Origin of the sequence: Vogesella indigofera (genome assembly GCF_003633895.1) — a bacterium.
Classification (GTDB): Bacteria; Pseudomonadota; Gammaproteobacteria; order Burkholderiales; family Chromobacteriaceae; genus Vogesella; species Vogesella indigofera.
The window spans coordinates 217,557-232,342 of record NZ_RBID01000014.1 but is presented as its reverse complement, the minus strand read 5'-3'; the positions used below and the strand labels follow the sequence as shown (position 1 = coordinate 232,342).

The 14,786-nt window shown below is 62.3% G+C and carries 16 protein-coding genes; 6 read left to right on the top strand and 10 right to left on the bottom strand.

The window, feature by feature from the left end:
* Nucleotides 1–41 precede the first annotated feature (41 nt).
* From C8E02_RS09290 to C8E02_RS09250, 9 genes are all read right to left on the bottom strand, one after another.
* Nucleotides 42–581: a glutathione peroxidase gene (locus C8E02_RS09290; protein ID WP_120810545.1), complete on the bottom strand. Its 540-nt coding sequence runs from the start codon at nucleotides 579–581 to the stop codon at nucleotides 42–44.
* Between the two features lie 179 nt (nucleotides 582–760).
* Entirely contained in the window at nucleotides 761–1,126 is a 366-nt protein-coding gene (gene trxA / locus C8E02_RS09285) for a thioredoxin (protein ID WP_120810655.1), read from the bottom strand.
* Nucleotides 1,127–1,258: 132 nt separating this feature from the next.
* Nucleotides 1,259–2,206, bottom strand: a complete 948-nt coding sequence (locus tag C8E02_RS09280) for a class I SAM-dependent methyltransferase (RefSeq protein WP_120810544.1) — start codon at nucleotides 2,204–2,206, stop codon at nucleotides 1,259–1,261.
* Nucleotides 2,207–2,292: 86 nt separating this feature from the next.
* Nucleotides 2,293–2,838 (bottom strand): pantetheine-phosphate adenylyltransferase, encoded by a 546-nt coding sequence (gene coaD, locus C8E02_RS09275; protein WP_047966854.1) that lies wholly within the window; start codon nucleotides 2,836–2,838, stop codon nucleotides 2,293–2,295.
* A gap of 118 nt (nucleotides 2,839–2,956) precedes the next feature.
* Entirely contained in the window at nucleotides 2,957–3,931 is a 975-nt protein-coding gene (locus C8E02_RS09270) for a peptide ABC transporter ATP-binding protein (protein ID WP_120810543.1), read from the bottom strand.
* On the bottom strand, nucleotides 3,928–4,905 hold the full coding sequence (locus C8E02_RS09265) for an ABC transporter ATP-binding protein (RefSeq protein WP_120810542.1): 978 nt from the start codon (nucleotides 4,903–4,905) through the stop codon (nucleotides 3,928–3,930). The genes C8E02_RS09270 and C8E02_RS09265 overlap by 4 nt, the downstream gene beginning before the upstream one ends.
* Before the next feature lie 9 nt (nucleotides 4,906–4,914).
* Complete coding sequence (locus C8E02_RS09260) at nucleotides 4,915–5,838, bottom strand: ABC transporter permease subunit (protein WP_120810541.1); 924 nt, start codon at nucleotides 5,836–5,838, stop codon at nucleotides 4,915–4,917.
* A 10-nt stretch (nucleotides 5,839–5,848) separates the two neighbouring features.
* On the bottom strand, nucleotides 5,849–6,877 hold the full coding sequence (locus tag C8E02_RS09255) for an ABC transporter permease subunit (RefSeq protein WP_047966858.1): 1,029 nt from the start codon (nucleotides 6,875–6,877) through the stop codon (nucleotides 5,849–5,851).
* A 334-nt stretch (nucleotides 6,878–7,211) separates the two neighbouring features.
* Entirely contained in the window at nucleotides 7,212–8,804 is a 1,593-nt protein-coding gene (locus C8E02_RS09250; protein WP_047966859.1) for an ABC transporter substrate-binding protein, read from the bottom strand.
* A gap of 382 nt (nucleotides 8,805–9,186) precedes the next feature.
* Between C8E02_RS09250 and C8E02_RS09245 the strand changes: the two genes are divergently transcribed.
* Entirely contained in the window at nucleotides 9,187–10,110 is a 924-nt protein-coding gene (locus C8E02_RS09245; protein ID WP_047966860.1) for a LysR substrate-binding domain-containing protein, read from the top strand.
* A 62-nt stretch (nucleotides 10,111–10,172) separates the two neighbouring features.
* On the opposite strand, the gene C8E02_RS09240 is transcribed toward C8E02_RS09245, so the two are convergent.
* The gene (locus C8E02_RS09240) at nucleotides 10,173–11,294 is read right to left on the bottom strand and encodes a beta-ketoacyl-ACP synthase III (RefSeq protein WP_120810540.1); all 1,122 of its coding nucleotides are present in this window, start codon (nucleotides 11,292–11,294) and stop codon (nucleotides 10,173–10,175) included.
* A 266-nt stretch (nucleotides 11,295–11,560) separates the two neighbouring features.
* On the opposite strand from C8E02_RS09240, the gene iscR reads away from it, so the two are divergent.
* From iscR to hscB, 5 genes are all read left to right on the top strand, one after another.
* On the top strand, nucleotides 11,561–12,046 hold the full coding sequence (gene iscR / locus C8E02_RS09235; protein ID WP_047966862.1) for a Fe-S cluster assembly transcriptional regulator IscR: 486 nt from the start codon (nucleotides 11,561–11,563) through the stop codon (nucleotides 12,044–12,046).
* A 25-nt stretch (nucleotides 12,047–12,071) separates the two neighbouring features.
* Nucleotides 12,072–13,289 (top strand): IscS subfamily cysteine desulfurase, encoded by a 1,218-nt coding sequence (locus C8E02_RS09230; protein WP_047966863.1) that lies wholly within the window; start codon nucleotides 12,072–12,074, stop codon nucleotides 13,287–13,289.
* 58 nt (nucleotides 13,290–13,347) lie between these two features.
* On the top strand, nucleotides 13,348–13,731 hold the full coding sequence (iscU, locus tag C8E02_RS09225; protein WP_047966864.1) for a Fe-S cluster assembly scaffold IscU: 384 nt from the start codon (nucleotides 13,348–13,350) through the stop codon (nucleotides 13,729–13,731).
* Nucleotides 13,732–13,778: 47 nt separating this feature from the next.
* Nucleotides 13,779–14,102 (top strand): iron-sulfur cluster assembly protein IscA, encoded by a 324-nt coding sequence (gene iscA / locus C8E02_RS09220; protein WP_047966865.1) that lies wholly within the window; start codon nucleotides 13,779–13,781, stop codon nucleotides 14,100–14,102.
* Between the two features lie 87 nt (nucleotides 14,103–14,189).
* Nucleotides 14,190–14,735: a Fe-S protein assembly co-chaperone HscB gene (gene hscB, locus C8E02_RS09215; protein WP_120810539.1), complete on the top strand. Its 546-nt coding sequence runs from the start codon at nucleotides 14,190–14,192 to the stop codon at nucleotides 14,733–14,735.
* Nucleotides 14,736–14,786: the final 51 nt, after the last annotated feature.

The following is a 14,786-nucleotide window of genomic DNA, read 5'->3' as shown; positions in this document are numbered from 1 at the left end:
GAATAACAATGCAGCTGTCGTGAATCCGGCCAGCGCTGCGCTCAGGGCGTGGCTGGCAACCGCTGCTGCAGCGCCTTGAGGAAGGCCGGATCATCCGGCCGCGTCAGCGGGCCGAAGGCGATCACCGACTTGCCGCCCGGCGCGATGATGTACTTGTAGAAATTCCACTTCGGCGTGCTGCCGGCCGCGCTGGCCAGCGCCTGGTAGAACGGATGCGCGTTGCTGCCCCGCACGCTGATCCGGCTCATCATCGGGAAATCGACGCCGTAATTGCTGTGGCAGAACTCGGCAATGTCCTTGGCCTGTTCCAGCTCCTGGAAGAAATCGTCGCTGGGGAAGCCGAGCACCACCACGCCGCGACTGCGGTATTGCTGCCACAGCGTCTGCAGCTGGGCAAACTGTGGCGTGAAGCCGCACTCGCTGGCGGTGTTAACCACCACGATGGTCTTGTCCTGGTACTGGCACAGGTCAGTGCTGCCGCCGGTCAGGCGCGGCACCCGGTAATCCAGCAGCGGCGGGCAGGCTGCCTGCGCCAGCGGTGCCGCCAGCAGCAGCCACAGCCACCATGCTTGCTTGCGCATCAGCCTGCCCTCCCCGTCTTGCGGCTCAGAGCCGTGTTCACGATCTCGCGAGCTAGCGCGAGACAAGGCGAAAACGGCTGAGGAAGCGGAGTTGACATGGGGTCAATGAGCATTCCGAAGCCGTTTTCAACGTCGTATCGCCCGCTTGAGATCAGTCGCAGCAGATCGTGAACAGACTCTCAGCCCTGGTCCTGTGCGGCCATGTCGGCGCGCACCTGGTCCATGTCCAGATCGCGTACCGCCTGCACCAGTTGCTCGAACTGCGGCGCCATCATCGCGCCAGCCTGGTGGAACACCACGATGCCGTCCTTCAGCGCCATCAGCGTCGGGATGGAACGGATCTTGAAGTGGGCGGCCAGCTCCTGCTCGTCCTCGGTATTGATCTTGGCGAACACGATGTCGGGGTGTTTTTCCGCCGCCGCCTCGAAGATCGGGCCGAACGACTTGCACGGGCCGCACCACGGCGCCCAGAAGTCGAGAATCACCATGCCGTCACCCTCGACGGTGTCGTTAAAGGTATCGGCAGTTACGTTTACATAGGCCATGACGGCTCCTTGGATTCGTTTGCGGCGGCCGCTGCGGCCAACCTTGCTGCTTTTCAAGATTGTCGCTGTGCGGCGACTAGGCAAGGGATGGCCGCCATTAAATTTCGCGATACCGCATATTGGCGGCCGCTATCAGTGGCGATGACGGATGCGCCAGCACTGGTGGATCTTCTTGTTGCGGAAGTCCTCCGGCACCGACTGCGCGCTGATGTCCTGCACCGCGTAGTCGGCGACCAACCTTTCGTCCAGCGTGAAGCTGCGCAGGTTGTTGGAAAAGTACAGCACGCCGTCCGGCGCCAGCAGCCGCATCGCGCCGTCGACCAGCTTGACCTGGTCGCGCTGCACGTCCAGCTCGTCCATCATCTTCTTGGAGTTGGAGAAGCTGGGCGGGTCCATCACGATCAGGTCGAACTGCTTGCCGGCAAAGGCGGCGTCTTCCAGATACTGGAACACGTCGTCGCGGATCAGCTGGTGCTTGGCCGGGTCCAGGCCGTTGAGCTCGAAATTGCGCCGGCTCCACGCCTGGTAGGTATTGGACAGGTCGACGGTTTCGCTGCTGACCGCGCCACCGTTGGCCGCATACACGGTAAAGCTGCCGGTGTAGGCGAACAGGTTGAGAAAGCGCTTGCCGGCGGCCTCGTCGCGTACCCGCTTGCGGGTGTTGCGGTGATCGAGGAACAGGCCAGTGTCGAGGTAGGCGTCGAGGTTGACCCAGAAGCGCTGCCCCTGCTCGGCCACCACGAAGTCCTCGCCGTCGCGGCCGGTCTTCTCGTACTGGCTTTCGCCCTTCTGGCGGCGCCGGGTCTTCAGCGCGATGTTCCACAGCGGCACGCCGGTGATGTCGCTGATCGCCTGCTGCACCGCGGCGATCCACGCCACGTACTCGGATTCCTCGATCTGCCAGCCGGTGTCGTACTCCTGCAGGTGGATGCGCTGGCCGTAGACATCGATGATCAGCGGAAACTGCGGCACGTCGCGGTCGTAGACGCGCCAGGCGTCCAGCTCGTTGCGGCGCGCCCATTTGGCGTAGTGCTTGTAGTTTTTGGCAAGCCGGTTGGCAAAGGCGGAAACGTCAACCATGCAACTTCCTTTTCAATAAAAACCAAACGCCGGAACATGTCCGGCGCCAATATTTCGGTGCGTTGCGGCCAACGTTGGCCGCACGGCTAGTCGTTGTTCAGCGCGGCCTGCTGCCGTTCATGATAGGCCACCAGGCGGCGGTATACCGGCTCCGGCACGTACTGGCGGATCATCTGCTCCCAGCCCTGCGGCCCCATCAGTCCCTTGACCATGGTGGAGGATACCTCGGCGTACTCGCGCGGCGGCAGCAGGAAGATGGTAGTGATGTCGGCGTGCAGGTCGGAGTTGATGTAGCGCATGGTGCGCTCGTACTCGTAGTCGCTGGCGGTACGGATGCCGCGAATGATGTAGTTGGCTTCAATGCTCTGCGCGTAGTTGACCAGGAACTGGTTCTCGAATACCTCGACCCGCAGCTTGGAAAAGCCGCGCGTCACCGCACGCAGCATGTCCAGACGCTCGTCCACGCTGAAGGTGCAATGTTTTTCCGGATTGACGCCGATGGCCACCACCACCTCGTCAAACAGTTCCACGGCCTCGCGAATCATCCACAAGTGCCCGTTGGTCACCGGGTCAAAACTACCGGCATAGACGGCGCGCTTCAATTGATGCTTTCCTTTGCGACTATTTGTCATGGCGGAATGTAGCGTGGCTAGGGATGGTGGACAAGGTATTTTTGCTGCATTGCAAAAATAAAAGCACCGGCGCGGTGCAGTAACGCATCACGCCGGTGCGGCACTCCATTGCAGAATATCAGGCGTTGATGGTTTCCGCATGATGGCACGCCACTTCGCGGCCTTCTAGGCTGCGCAATTGCGGTACTTCCTTGCCGCACAGATCGGTCGCGTAGGGGCAGCGCTTGTGGAAGGCGCAGCCGCTTGGCGGGTTGAGCGGGCTGGGCAGCTCGCCGTGGATCTTGATCTTGATGCTGCGGTCTTCCGGATAGATCGACGGTGTCGCCGACAGCAGCGCCTGGGTATAGGGATGCAGCGGCTTGGCGTAGATCACTTCCTTGCTGCCCACCTCTACCGCACGGCCGAGGTACATCACCATCAGGTCGTCGGCGACATGCTCCACCACCGCCAGGTTGTGCGAGATGAACACGTAGGCGGTGTTGAACTCTTCCTGCAGGTCCATGAACAGGTTCAGCACCTGCGCCTGGATCGACACGTCCAGTGCCGAGGTCGGCTCGTCGGCAATCACGATCTGCGGCTGCAGCATCATGGCACGGGCGATGGCGATACGCTGGCGCTGGCCGCCGGAGAACATGTGCGGGTAGCGATAGTAGTGCTCCGGACGCAGGCCGACGCGCTTCATCATCGCCTTGACCTTGTCCTCGCGCTGCTGCGCCGTCAGCTTGGTGTTGATCAGCAGCGGCTCGCCCAGCTGGTCGCCAACCTTCTGCCGCGGGTTGAGCGAGGCGTACGGGTTCTGGAACACCATCTGCACCTTGCTGCGCAGTGCCTTCAGCGCGGCCTTGTCGGCGCTGGCGATGTCGACACCGTCCAGCACCAGCGAACCGGCGGTCGGCGCCTCGATCAGCGTCAGCTGCCGCGCCAGCGTGGACTTGCCGCAGCCGGATTCGCCGACCACCGCCAGCGTCTTGCCGGCCTGCAGTTCAAACGACACGCCATTCAGCGCCTTGACCACGGCCTTCGGTTTCATGAAGCCCTGCGACACCTCGTAGTGACGGGTCAGGTCGCGAGCCTGCAATACAGTCTGGCTCATGGGGCCTCCTTCTTCTCGAATAGCGGGTAGAAGCAACGCACGGCACCATGCTCGTGCGCGGTGATGCCGGGACGCTCGTTGCGGCAGCGTTCCTGCACGTACGGGCAGCGCGGCGACAGCAGGCAGCCGCTGGGGCGGTCGTACTGGCCGGGCACGATGCCGGGCAGGGTCACCAGCCGGCGTGCGCCCTTGCTGTGCTCCGGAATGGAGGACAGCAGCGCCTGGGTATACGGATGCACCGGGTGACGGAACAGCTGCGGCACGGTGCCTTCCTCGGCTACCTGGCCGGCGTACATCACCGCCACGCGGTGCGCCACCTCGGCAATCACCGCCAGATCGTGGGTGATCATCAGCAGTGCCATATTGCGTTCTTTTTGCAGGTTGACCAGCAGGTCCATGATCTGCGCCTGGATGGTGACGTCCAGCGCGGTGGTCGGCTCGTCGGCGATCAGCAGCTTGGGGTTACAGGCCAGTGCCACCGCGATCATCACGCGCTGGCTCATGCCGCCGGACAGCTGGTGCGGGTAGGCTTCGAGACGGGTCTTCGCCGCCGGAATCTCCACCAGTTCCATCAGTTCCAGTGCGCGCGCCTTCAGCTCGGCGCCGCGCAGGCCCTGGTGCACCTTCAGCACTTCCATGATCTGGTAGCCGACGGTGTAGCTCGGGTTGAGCGAGGTCATCGGGTCCTGAAAGATCATGGCGATGTCCTTGCCCACGATCTTGCGGCGTTCCCGCGCGCTGATGGTCAGCAGGTTCTTGCCGTCGAAGGTCAGTTCGTCGGCCACGATGCGGCCCTGCCCTTCCAGCAGGCCCATCATCGCCATCATGGTTACCGACTTGCCGGAGCCGGATTCGCCGACGATGCCGACGATCTCGCCCTGGTCGACCGACAGGTCCAGCCCTTCCACGGCGCGGAACGGGTTTTTCTCGGAGCCGAACTCGACCGAGAGGTTCTTGATTTGCAACAGACTCATGATTTTCCCTTACGCCGCGCGCTTCATTTTCGGGTCCAGCGCATCGCGCAGGCCGTCGCCCATCAGGTTGATCGACAACACCGAGACCAGGATGGTCAGACCCGGCAGGGTTACCACCCACCAGGCGCTGTCCATGTAGTCACGCGCCGAGGCCAGCATGGTGCCCCACTCCGGTGTCGGCGGCTGTACGCCGAGACCGAGGAAGCCCAGGGCGGCGATTTCCAGGATGGCGGAGGAGAAGCTCATGGTGGCGTGCACGATCAGCGGCGCCATGCAGTTGGGCAGCACGGTAACGAACATCAGACGGAACAGGCCGGCACCGGCGACGCGCGAGGCGGTCACGTAGTCACGGTTCAGTTCGGTCATCGCCGAGGCACGCGTCAGCCGCACGTAGGCCGGCAGCGACACCACGGCAATGGCGATCATCGCGTTGACCAGGCCCGGCCCGAGGATGGCCATGATCGCCACCGCCAGCAGCAGCGACGGCAAGGCCATCATCACGTCCATCAGGCGCATGATCAGGGTGCCCAGCGCCTTGGGGAAGAAGGAGGCCAGCAGGCCCATCACCACGCCGGGAATCAGCGCCATCACCACCGATACCAGACCGATCAGCAGCGACAGGCGCGCGCCGTAGATCAGGCGCGACAGGATGTCGCGGCCAAGCTCGTCGGTGCCGAGCAGGAACTGGCTGCTGCCACCCGCGGCCCAGGCCGGCGGTGTCAGGAAGTAGTCGCGGAACTGTTCGATCGGGTCATACGGCGCGATCCACGGCGCAAACAGCGCACAGAAGGCGACGATGGACATGAACACCAGCCCGGCGACGGCGCCCTTGTTGTGGGAGAAGCCCTGCCAGAACTCCTTGAGCGGCGAAGGATAGCCGGCGGCCAGCTCTTCGACCGGCGCCGCAGCGGGCGCAGTAGAAATGGATGTCATTGCTCGCCTCTTACTTGGCATGACGGATGCGCGGGTTCGCGATGCCGTACAGGATGTCTACGATGAAGTTGGTGACGATCACCAGTGTGGCCACGATCAGGATGCCGTTCTGCACCACCGGGTAGTCGCGACGGCCAATAGCGTCGATCAGCCACTTGCCGATGCCGGGCCAGGAGAAGATGGTCTCGGTCAGCACCGCACCACCCATCAGCGTGCCCACCTGCAGCCCGATCACGGTCAGCACCGGGATCAGCGCGTTGCGCAGGGTGTGGATGAAGATCACGCGCGCCGGCGACAGGCCCTTGGCGCGAGCGGTGCGCACGTAGTCTTCGCGCAGCACTTCCAGCATCGACGAGCGCGTCATCCGCGCGATCACCGCCAGCGGGATGGTGCCCAGCACGATGGCAGGCAGGATCAGGTGCATCACCGCATCCTTGAAGGCGCCGGCGTTGTATTCGGGATCGGCCATTTCGGCGCGCCAGGCGTCGATCAGCATGAAGCCGGTCTGAGGCTGCACGTCAAAGGCAAGATCGAGGCGGCCGGAAACCGGGGTCCAGCCCAGCTGTACCGAGAACAGCATGATCAGGATCAGGCCCCACCAGAAGATCGGCATCGAGAAGCCAGTCAGCGAGATGCCCATCACGCCGTGGTCGAAGATGGAGCCGCGCTTGATCGCCGCCACCACGCCGGCCAGCAGACCACAGACGGTGGCGAACACCAGTGCGCACAGCGCCAGTTCCAGCGTCGCCGGGAACAGGGTGGTGAATTCGCTCCACACGCTTTGCTGGGTTTTCAGCGAGGCGCCCAGATTGCCCTGGAACAGGTTGCTGATGTAGTCGAAGTACTGGATATACAGTGGCTGATCCAGACCCAGACGCTTCATCGCCGCCGCGTGCAGGGCGGGGTCAAGCGAACGCTCCCCCATCATCACTTCGATGGGATCGCCCGGGATCATACGGATCAGGCTGAAGGTAATCAGCGTGATGCCGAAAAATGTCGGAATCAGTACGCCAAGACGACGCAGGATAAAGAAAAACATGTGAAGGTCTCCCGTACACGCACAAGACTGGCGTGACGTATTGCTGCAAGAGACAGGGAACGGGAACAGCAGGAAGGAAAGCGGAAGGGGTGCCGGGCGACGTAGCTGCATCTGACCACCCACCTACACCAGATGCAATCGCCGCCACGGCAAGACGCACTTTACGGATCGCACGCCGTGACCGCCTTGATGCAGGTCAATCACGAGACATCAACCCACCGCTGCCGCGCCCCGACTTTCCTTTTGCATAAACCGTTCGCCTGATAATGAACAAGGAGGGGCCAAAGGCGCCCTCCTTGCCATTCACCCGGACCCGCCGGGCGATACCGCGAACTTACTTGACGCTAACACCCTTGAAGGAATAGTCGCCGAACGGGCTGATCTTGAAGCCGTTCACTTCCTTGCGCATCGGCTGGTTCACCACCGAGTGGGCGATGGTCGACCATGGCATGTCTTTCTTGAAGATTTCCTGGGCCTTCGCGTACATGGCGGTGCGCTGCTTCAGGTCGGTGCTCTTGCGGGCGCCCAGCACTTCCTTGTCGAAAGCCTTGCTGCAGTAGCGCGCGTAGTTGGAACCACCGATGGCTTCGCAAGTCAGCAATACGCCGAGGAAGTTGTCCGGGCTGGCGTAGTCGCCGGTCCAGCCGATCAGGCCGGCATCATGCTCGCCGTTCTTCATGCGCTTGAGGTATTCGCCCCACTCGTAGGAAGTGATCTTGGCCTTGACGCCGATCTTGGCCCAGTCGGCCTGGATCATTTCCGCCATCAGCTTGGCGTTCGGGTTGTACGGACGCTGTACCGGCATCGCCCACAGGGTGATTTCAAAGCCGTTCGGGTAGCCGGCCTTGGCCAGCAGGGCCTTGGCCTTGGCGATATCGGTCGGCTGGTTGCGCAGCGACTTGTTGTACGACCACAAGGACGCCGGGAACGGGTTAGCCGCTTCCTGGCCCTGGCCCTGGTACACGGCATCGATGATCGCCTTGCGGTTGATGGCCATGTCCAGTGCCTGACGCACTTCCAGCTTCTTCAGTTGCGGCTTTTCAACGTTGTAGGCGAGGTAGCCGATGTTGAAGCCCGGAGCGGACAGCATCTTCAGCGACGGATCAGCCTTCATGCCGGCCAGATCCTGTGGCTTAGGATAGGACATGATCTGGCATTCGCCGGCCTTCATCTTCTGCGCACGTACCGACGGGTCGGTGGTGATCGCAAAAATCAGGTTGTCGACCTTGACGTCGCCTTTTTTCCAGTACTGCTTGTTGGCCGCATAACGGATCTGCGCGTCTTTCTGGTAGCGCTTCAGGATGAACGGACCAGTGCCGACCGGCTGCTGGTTGATCATCGACGCCTTGCCTTCCTTCATCAGCTTGTCGCCGAACTCAGCAGACAGGATCGACGCGAACGGCATCGCGATCTTGGCCAGCAGGTCGGCATCCGGAGCCTTCAGCTTGAACACCACGGTGTACGGATCGGTCTTCTCGACGGCGGTGATGTTGCTGTCCAGGCCGGTATCGGAGGCGTACGGGAATTCAACGTTGTACGCTTTGCGGAACGGATGGTTCTTGTCGATCATCCGCATGAAGCTGAACACCACGTCATCGGCGTTGAAATCGCGGGACGGGGTGAAGTATTCGGTCGTGTGGAACTTGACGCCCTTGCGCAGCTTGAAGGTGTAAGTCAGGCCGTCCGGCGACGAAGTCCACGACTCGGCCAGACCCGGCTCAATATTGGTGGAGCCGGCCTTGAACTCGATCAGGCGGTTGAACATGGCGTGACCGGCAGCGTCAAAGGTAGAGCCGCCAGTGTATTGTGCGGAATCAAAGCCCTCAGGGCTGGCTTCGGAGCAGTAGATCAGGGTCCCTGCAGCCTGGGCGGCGGATGCCGCGGCAGTCAGACCGGCGGCCAGCAAAAGGTGTTTAGCAACTCGCATAGTTTCTCTATTCCTTATTGTGTTTTTAATGACGGCGTTGATACGCCTCCATGTTCCGGGCTGACGGGCCGCTCGTTTTCCGCTGCCATCCTGATGGACGACCGCGGCAAAGCCCTTCCCGATTACGACATGCAACTAACAAGCCGATAACGTTCTACGTGAATGGCTGGCAGCAGCATGTTTGAGTTGACTTTATACCGATCGCTGCAACGGAGCATCAGAAAAAGCACACCTCAGCCCAAGTAAAAAAACTGCGAACCGGGCAAAGTCTGCCGGCTGCGGCGCAGTATTTCACAGCCAACCTATCACATCCACTAAGTTATTATCATCATCAATGTGATTTTGTTATAGGATTTTGCTTTCACTTTTCCAGGGCCGCGGCATGATCCGTTTTCGCCAAATTGAGGCATTCCGCTCGTTAATGGACACCGGCACCACGGTGGGCGCGGCGCGGCGCATGCACATCACCCAGCCGGCGGTCAGCCGCCTGATCGCCGACCTGGAGGCCGACCTCGGCTTCCGCCTGTTCAACCGCACCAAGGGCCGCATGGAGCCGACCACCGCGGCGGTGCGCTTCCAGCTGGCGGTAGAGGAGAATTTCCTCGGCCTCGAACGCCTGCGCAAGGCCGCCGAAACCATCCGCAAGGACGAGACCCAGGCGCTGAGCGTCGCCTGCATGCCGGTACTGTCCACCACGCTTTTGCCGTTGATTTTAAAAGAGTTTTTCAGAATGCAGCCGGACGTACCGGTCAACATCGACTCGGTCGGCAATGCCGAGGTACTGGTGCGGCTGCAGGACCTGAAAGTGGACGTCGCACTCAGCCTCGCCTTCCCCGCGATCGCCGGTATCGAGGTGGAACCGATCCTGCAGGCGGAGGTGCTGTGCGCGCTGCCGGCCGGACACCGGCTGTGCGACAGGGACGTGATCACCCCGGCCGACCTCGCCGGCGAGAACGTGATCGGCTGGATACCCAACCGCCCGCTCAGTCAGGGCCAGGAAGACAAGTACTTCCCGCAAGGCATTGAAAAACCTAGGTTTCCGATCCGCACCCACACCTCGCACACCCGCTACGCGATGGTGGCACACGGTCTCGGCGTCTCCATTGTCGAGCCGTTCGGCGCCCAGGTATGGGAGAAACATGGCGTTGTCGTAAAGCCATTCCAGACCGAGGCGACCCACGATTACGTGCTGGCCTACCCCAGCACCGGCCGCCGCTCCACTCTGGTGCATGACTTCCGTACTGCCACCATGAAAGTGATTCAGGACCCGGCGCTGGTGCCGTGGCAACATGCCGCCAACCACTAAAAAAAGCCGCAAAAAATGCCACCATAAACTGTGGCATTTTAGTGACACTTAAATTTTGCCACTCAGCATTTGCGCAGGATCACGCTACCCACCGAGTAACCGGCACCGAACGACGACAGTACGCCAAGGTCGCCGGCGGCCATGTCTTCATGATGCAGGTGCAGCGCGATCACCGAGCCGGCGGAGCTGGTATTGGCGTAGCGATCCAGGATCACCGGCGCCTCGTCGGCAGCGGCGTCGCGCCCCAGCACGCGGCGCGCAATCAGCTGGTTCATGCTCAGGTTGGCCTGGTGCAACCAGAAGCGCTTCACGTCGCCAGGCTGGATGGCCTGGCTGTCCAGATGCGCGACGATGTGTTCGCCCACCATCGGACACACCTCTTTGAATACCTTGCGCCCCTGCTGCACAAACAGCTTGTCCAGTGCGCCGATGCCGCGCTCGTCACAACGATTGAGGAAGCCGAAGTTGTTGCGGATATTGTTGGAGAACAGCGTCGCCAGCTTGCAGTCCACCACCTCGAAGCGCTGTGCCGCCGTGGCCAGCTCGGCGCGCTCCAGCAGCACCGCGGTGCAGGCGTCGCCGAAGATGAAATGACTGTCACGGTCGCGGAAGTTGAGGTGCGCCGAGCAGATCTCCGGGTTCACCATCAGCACCGCGCGCGCCTGGCCGCTGGCAATGGCGCCCACCGCGGTCTGGATGCCGAAGGTGGCCGAGGAGCAGGCGACGTTCATGTCGAAGGCGTAGCCGCTGATGCCCAGTGCCTGCTGCACCTCGATCGACAGCGCCGGGTACGGCCGCGGCATATTGGAGCAGGCCACGATCACCATGTCGATGTCGGCCGCCGTGCGCCCGGCGCGTGCCAGTGCCTCGCGCGCGGCCGCCACCGCCATCTCCGCCTGCACCGACAGCGCGTCGTTGTCGCGCTCCGGCAGCGATGGCGCCATGCGCCGGCTGTCGAGCACGCCGGCGGCGTCCATCAGGTAGCGCTGCTTGATGCCGGAGGCCTTCTCGATGAATTCGGCGCTGGATTCGGTCAGCGCCGCGATCTCGCCGCCGGCGATCTGCGCCGCGTGGGCGGCGTTGAAGTCGGCGACGTACTGGTTGAAGGCCACCACCAGGGCCTCGTTGCTGACGGCGTGGGGCGGGGTAAACAGGCCGGTGCCGCTGATGACAACCTTATACATAGAGAATCCTTCGGCGTGTGCGCTATGACAGCTAAAATTCAAACAATTGTTTGTGCGAATCATACACCAGTCGCGGCGGAAAAATCCCGGCCACGCGCAGCAAAGCGCGTTATAATCACGCGCTAGCCTGCCCCGGCCCTTGCGGCCAACCCTTGCCAGACGGCACTCCCGATACCACAGTCCCGTGGAACCAAGACCCGTAATAGTTGACTAAATTACTCGGATTTAGGGTATAATCGCCACAACTATTCAGGGAGCCTTTCACCATGCGCTTGACCACCAAAGGCCGCTTTGCCGTAACAGCCATGCTGGACCTCGCCCTGCGCGAAGCAAACGGTCCGGTGACGCTGGCCGGCATCAGCGAGCGCCAGGGCATTTCCCTGTCGTATCTCGAGCAATTATTTGGCAAGCTGCGCCGCTCGCAGCTGGTAGACAGCGTGCGCGGCCCCGGTGGCGGCTACACGCTGGCGCGCACCGTGCAGGAAATCTCCGTCGCCGACATCATCGTCGCGGTCGACGAATCGGTGGATGCCACCCAGTGCGGTGGCCGCGAGAACTGTCACGACAACCACCGCTGCATGACACACGACCTGTGGACCAACCTGAACCTGACCATTTTCGACTACCTGTCAAAGGTCAGCCTGGCCAGCCTGGTCGACGCGCAGCGCGCCAAAGAAACCTGCGTAGTAATAGATCAACGCCCACAACGCCGTAATGGCACCTGTAGCGAGCCTCTCGCCGGCACCATCTGACCGTCGACCTCGTGGAGAACCCGTAATGAGCGAGCTGAAACACCCCATTTACCTCGATTACTCCGCGACCACGCCGGTCGACCCGCGTGTGGCGGAGGTAATGATCCCGTTCCTGACCGAAAACTTCGGCAACCCGGCATCGCGTAGCCACGCCTACGGCTGGACCGCCGAGGAAGCGGTGGAAAACGCCCGCGCCCAAGTCGCAGCCCTCGTGAACTGCGATCCGAAAGAAATCGTGTGGACCTCCGGCGCCACCGAATCGATCAACCTCGCGCTGAAAGGCGCCGCCCAGTTCTACAAGAGCAAGGGCAAGCACCTGATCACGCTGAAGACCGAACACAAGGCCACGCTGGACACCATGCGCGAGCTGGAACGCCAGGGCTTCGAGGTCACCTACCTCGACGTGCAGGACAACGGCCTGCTCGACCTCGCGGCACTGGAAGCGGCGCTGCGTCCGGACACCATCCTGGTCTCCGTGCTGTTCGTGAACAACGAAATCGGCGTGATCCAGGACATCCCGGCCATCGGCGAAATGCTGCGCAGCCGCGGCATCCTGCTGCACGTGGATTCGGCGCAGGCCACCGGCAAGATCGACATCGACCTGGACAAGCTCAAGGTCGACCTGATGAGCTTCTCCGCGCACAAGACCTACGGCCCGAAAGGCATCGGCGCGCTGTACATCCGCCGCAAGCCGCGCGTACGCCTGGAAGCGCAGATGCACGGCGGCGGCCACGAGCGCGGTTTCCGCTCCGGCACCCTGGCCACGCACCAGATCGCCGGCATGGGTGAGGCCTACCGCATCGCCCGCGAAAGCATGCACGCCGAGAACGAGCGCATCCGCATGCTGCGCGACCGCCTGTGGGCCGGCCTGCAAGGCATCGAGGAAACCTACCTCAACGGCGACATCGACGCCCGCGTGCCGCACAACCTGAACGTGAGCTTCAACTTCGTCGAAGGCGAAAGCCTGATCATGGCGATCAAGGACCTGGCGGTATCGTCCGGCTCCGCCTGTACCTCGGCCTCGCTGGAACCGTCCTACGTGCTGCGTGCACTGGGTCGCAACGACGAACTGGCGCACAGCTCGATCCGCTTCTCCATCGGCCGCTTCACCACCGAAGCCGATGTCGACTACGCGATCAAGCTGCTACAGGAAAAGATCGGCAAGCTGCGCGAAATGTCCCCGCTGTGGGAGATGTTCAAGGACGGCGTCGACCTCAACAGCATCGAATGGGCTGCACACTAACAGATGGCATGATGCGGCCAACCTTGCACCGGCCGGCCGCATCGACAAGGAGAAAATCATGGCATACAGCGACAAGGTAATGGACCACTACGAGAACCCGCGTAACGTGGGGGCTTTTGACAAGGGCGACGAATCGGTCGGCACCGGCATGGTCGGCGCCCCGGCCTGTGGCGACGTGATGAAGCTGCAGATCAAGGTCAACGAACAGGGCGTGATCGAAGACGCCAAGTTCAAGACCTACGGCTGTGGCTCCGCCATTGCCTCCAGCTCGCTGGTGACCGAATGGGTCAAGGGCAAGACGCTGGACCAGGCGATGGCGCTGAAGAACACCGAAATCGCCGAAGAACTGGCCTTGCCACCGGTCAAGATCCACTGCTCGATCCTGGCCGAAGACGCGATCAAGGCGGCCGTCGCCGACTACAAGCAAAAGCACGCTAAATGATTCCGGGCGGCCGTGGCCGCCCTCTTAATCCTGAAGGCAAACGCACTATGGCTATCACGCTTTCCGAAAACGCCGCCCGTCACGTCAGCAACTTTATCGCCAAGCGCGGCAAGGGTCTGGGCGTCCGCCTCGGCGTCAAGACTTCCGGCTGTTCCGGCATGGCCTACAAGCTGGAGTTCGTCGATGTCGCCAGCGATGACGACATCGCGTTCGAGAGCTTCGGCGTCAAGGTGTTCACCGACGCCAAGAGCCTCGCCTACCTTGACGGCACCGAGCTGGACTACACCAAGGAAGGCCTCAACGAAGGCTTCAAGTTCAACAACCCGAACGTGAAAAACGAATGCGGTTGTGGCGAGAGCTTCAACGTCTGATTTCCTTGCCGCGCTGACGGCCCCTGTCTGACAGGGGCCGCTGTCGCGTCCCGAGCCCGCCTCGGGTGTTGCCCGCAGAAAGCCTCCATGACCGCCGACCTGTTCTCCGACTTCCAGCAGGACCACTTTGCCCTGTTCGGCCTGCCGCGCCGCTTTGCGCTGGACGGCGCCGCGCTGGACACGCTGTGGCGTACCGCCGCGGCGCAGGTGCATCCGGACCGTTTCGCCAGCGCCGGCGATGCCGAAAAGCGCGTCGCACTGATGGCCGCCACCCGCGTCAACGAAGCCTACCAGACGCTGAAATCGCCGCTGGCGCGCGCGCGCTACCTGCTGCGACTGGCCGGTGTCGACACCGCCGAGGAAACCAACACCAGCATGCCGCCGGCGTTCCTGATGGCGCAGATGGAGTGGCGCGAAGCGATCGAGGACGCCCGCCACGGTCATGACGTCGACGCGCTGGAACGGCTATCGCGCCAGCTGCGCCAGGACGTGCGCGCGATGGAAGACGAACTGGGCATCGCGCTGGATGAGCAGCACAACCACGCCAGCGCCGCGCTCTTGGTGCGCAAGCTGCGCTTTCTGGAAAAGCTGGATCAGGAAATCGGCGACGCCATCGAGGCGTTGCTGTTTTGAGCATACCCAAGGTTGGCCGCAATACCGCGGCCAGCCCGGATCATTGAATAA

What these genes read in the sequence shown, in the direction of transcription:
- C8E02_RS09290 (WP_120810545.1), bottom strand. Translation starts at nt 581, where the DNA reads ATGCGCAAGCAAGCATGGTGGCTGTGGCTGCTGCTGGCGGCACCGCTG.
- trxA (WP_120810655.1), bottom strand. Translation starts at nt 1,126, where the DNA reads ATGGCCTATGTAAACGTAACTGCCGATACCTTTAACGACACCGTCGAG.
- C8E02_RS09280 (WP_120810544.1), bottom strand. Translation starts at nt 2,206, where the DNA reads ATGGTTGACGTTTCCGCCTTTGCCAACCGGCTTGCCAAAAACTACAAG.
- coaD (WP_047966854.1), bottom strand. Translation starts at nt 2,838, where the DNA reads ATGACAAATAGTCGCAAAGGAAAGCATCAATTGAAGCGCGCCGTCTAT.
- C8E02_RS09270 (WP_120810543.1), bottom strand. Translation starts at nt 3,931, where the DNA reads ATGAGCCAGACTGTATTGCAGGCTCGCGACCTGACCCGTCACTACGAG.
- C8E02_RS09265 (WP_120810542.1), bottom strand. Translation starts at nt 4,905, where the DNA reads ATGAGTCTGTTGCAAATCAAGAACCTCTCGGTCGAGTTCGGCTCCGAG.
- C8E02_RS09260 (WP_120810541.1), bottom strand. Translation starts at nt 5,838, where the DNA reads ATGACATCCATTTCTACTGCGCCCGCTGCGGCGCCGGTCGAAGAGCTG.
- C8E02_RS09255 (WP_047966858.1), bottom strand. Translation starts at nt 6,877, where the DNA reads ATGTTTTTCTTTATCCTGCGTCGTCTTGGCGTACTGATTCCGACATTT.
- C8E02_RS09250 (WP_047966859.1), bottom strand. Translation starts at nt 8,804, where the DNA reads ATGCGAGTTGCTAAACACCTTTTGCTGGCCGCCGGTCTGACTGCCGCG.
- C8E02_RS09245 (WP_047966860.1), top strand. Translation starts at nt 9,187, where the DNA reads ATGATCCGTTTTCGCCAAATTGAGGCATTCCGCTCGTTAATGGACACC.
- C8E02_RS09240 (WP_120810540.1), bottom strand. Translation starts at nt 11,294, where the DNA reads ATGTATAAGGTTGTCATCAGCGGCACCGGCCTGTTTACCCCGCCCCAC.
- iscR (WP_047966862.1), top strand. Translation starts at nt 11,561, where the DNA reads ATGCGCTTGACCACCAAAGGCCGCTTTGCCGTAACAGCCATGCTGGAC.
- C8E02_RS09230 (WP_047966863.1), top strand. Translation starts at nt 12,072, where the DNA reads ATGAGCGAGCTGAAACACCCCATTTACCTCGATTACTCCGCGACCACG.
- iscU (WP_047966864.1), top strand. Translation starts at nt 13,348, where the DNA reads ATGGCATACAGCGACAAGGTAATGGACCACTACGAGAACCCGCGTAAC.
- iscA (WP_047966865.1), top strand. Translation starts at nt 13,779, where the DNA reads ATGGCTATCACGCTTTCCGAAAACGCCGCCCGTCACGTCAGCAACTTT.
- hscB (WP_120810539.1), top strand. Translation starts at nt 14,190, where the DNA reads ATGACCGCCGACCTGTTCTCCGACTTCCAGCAGGACCACTTTGCCCTG.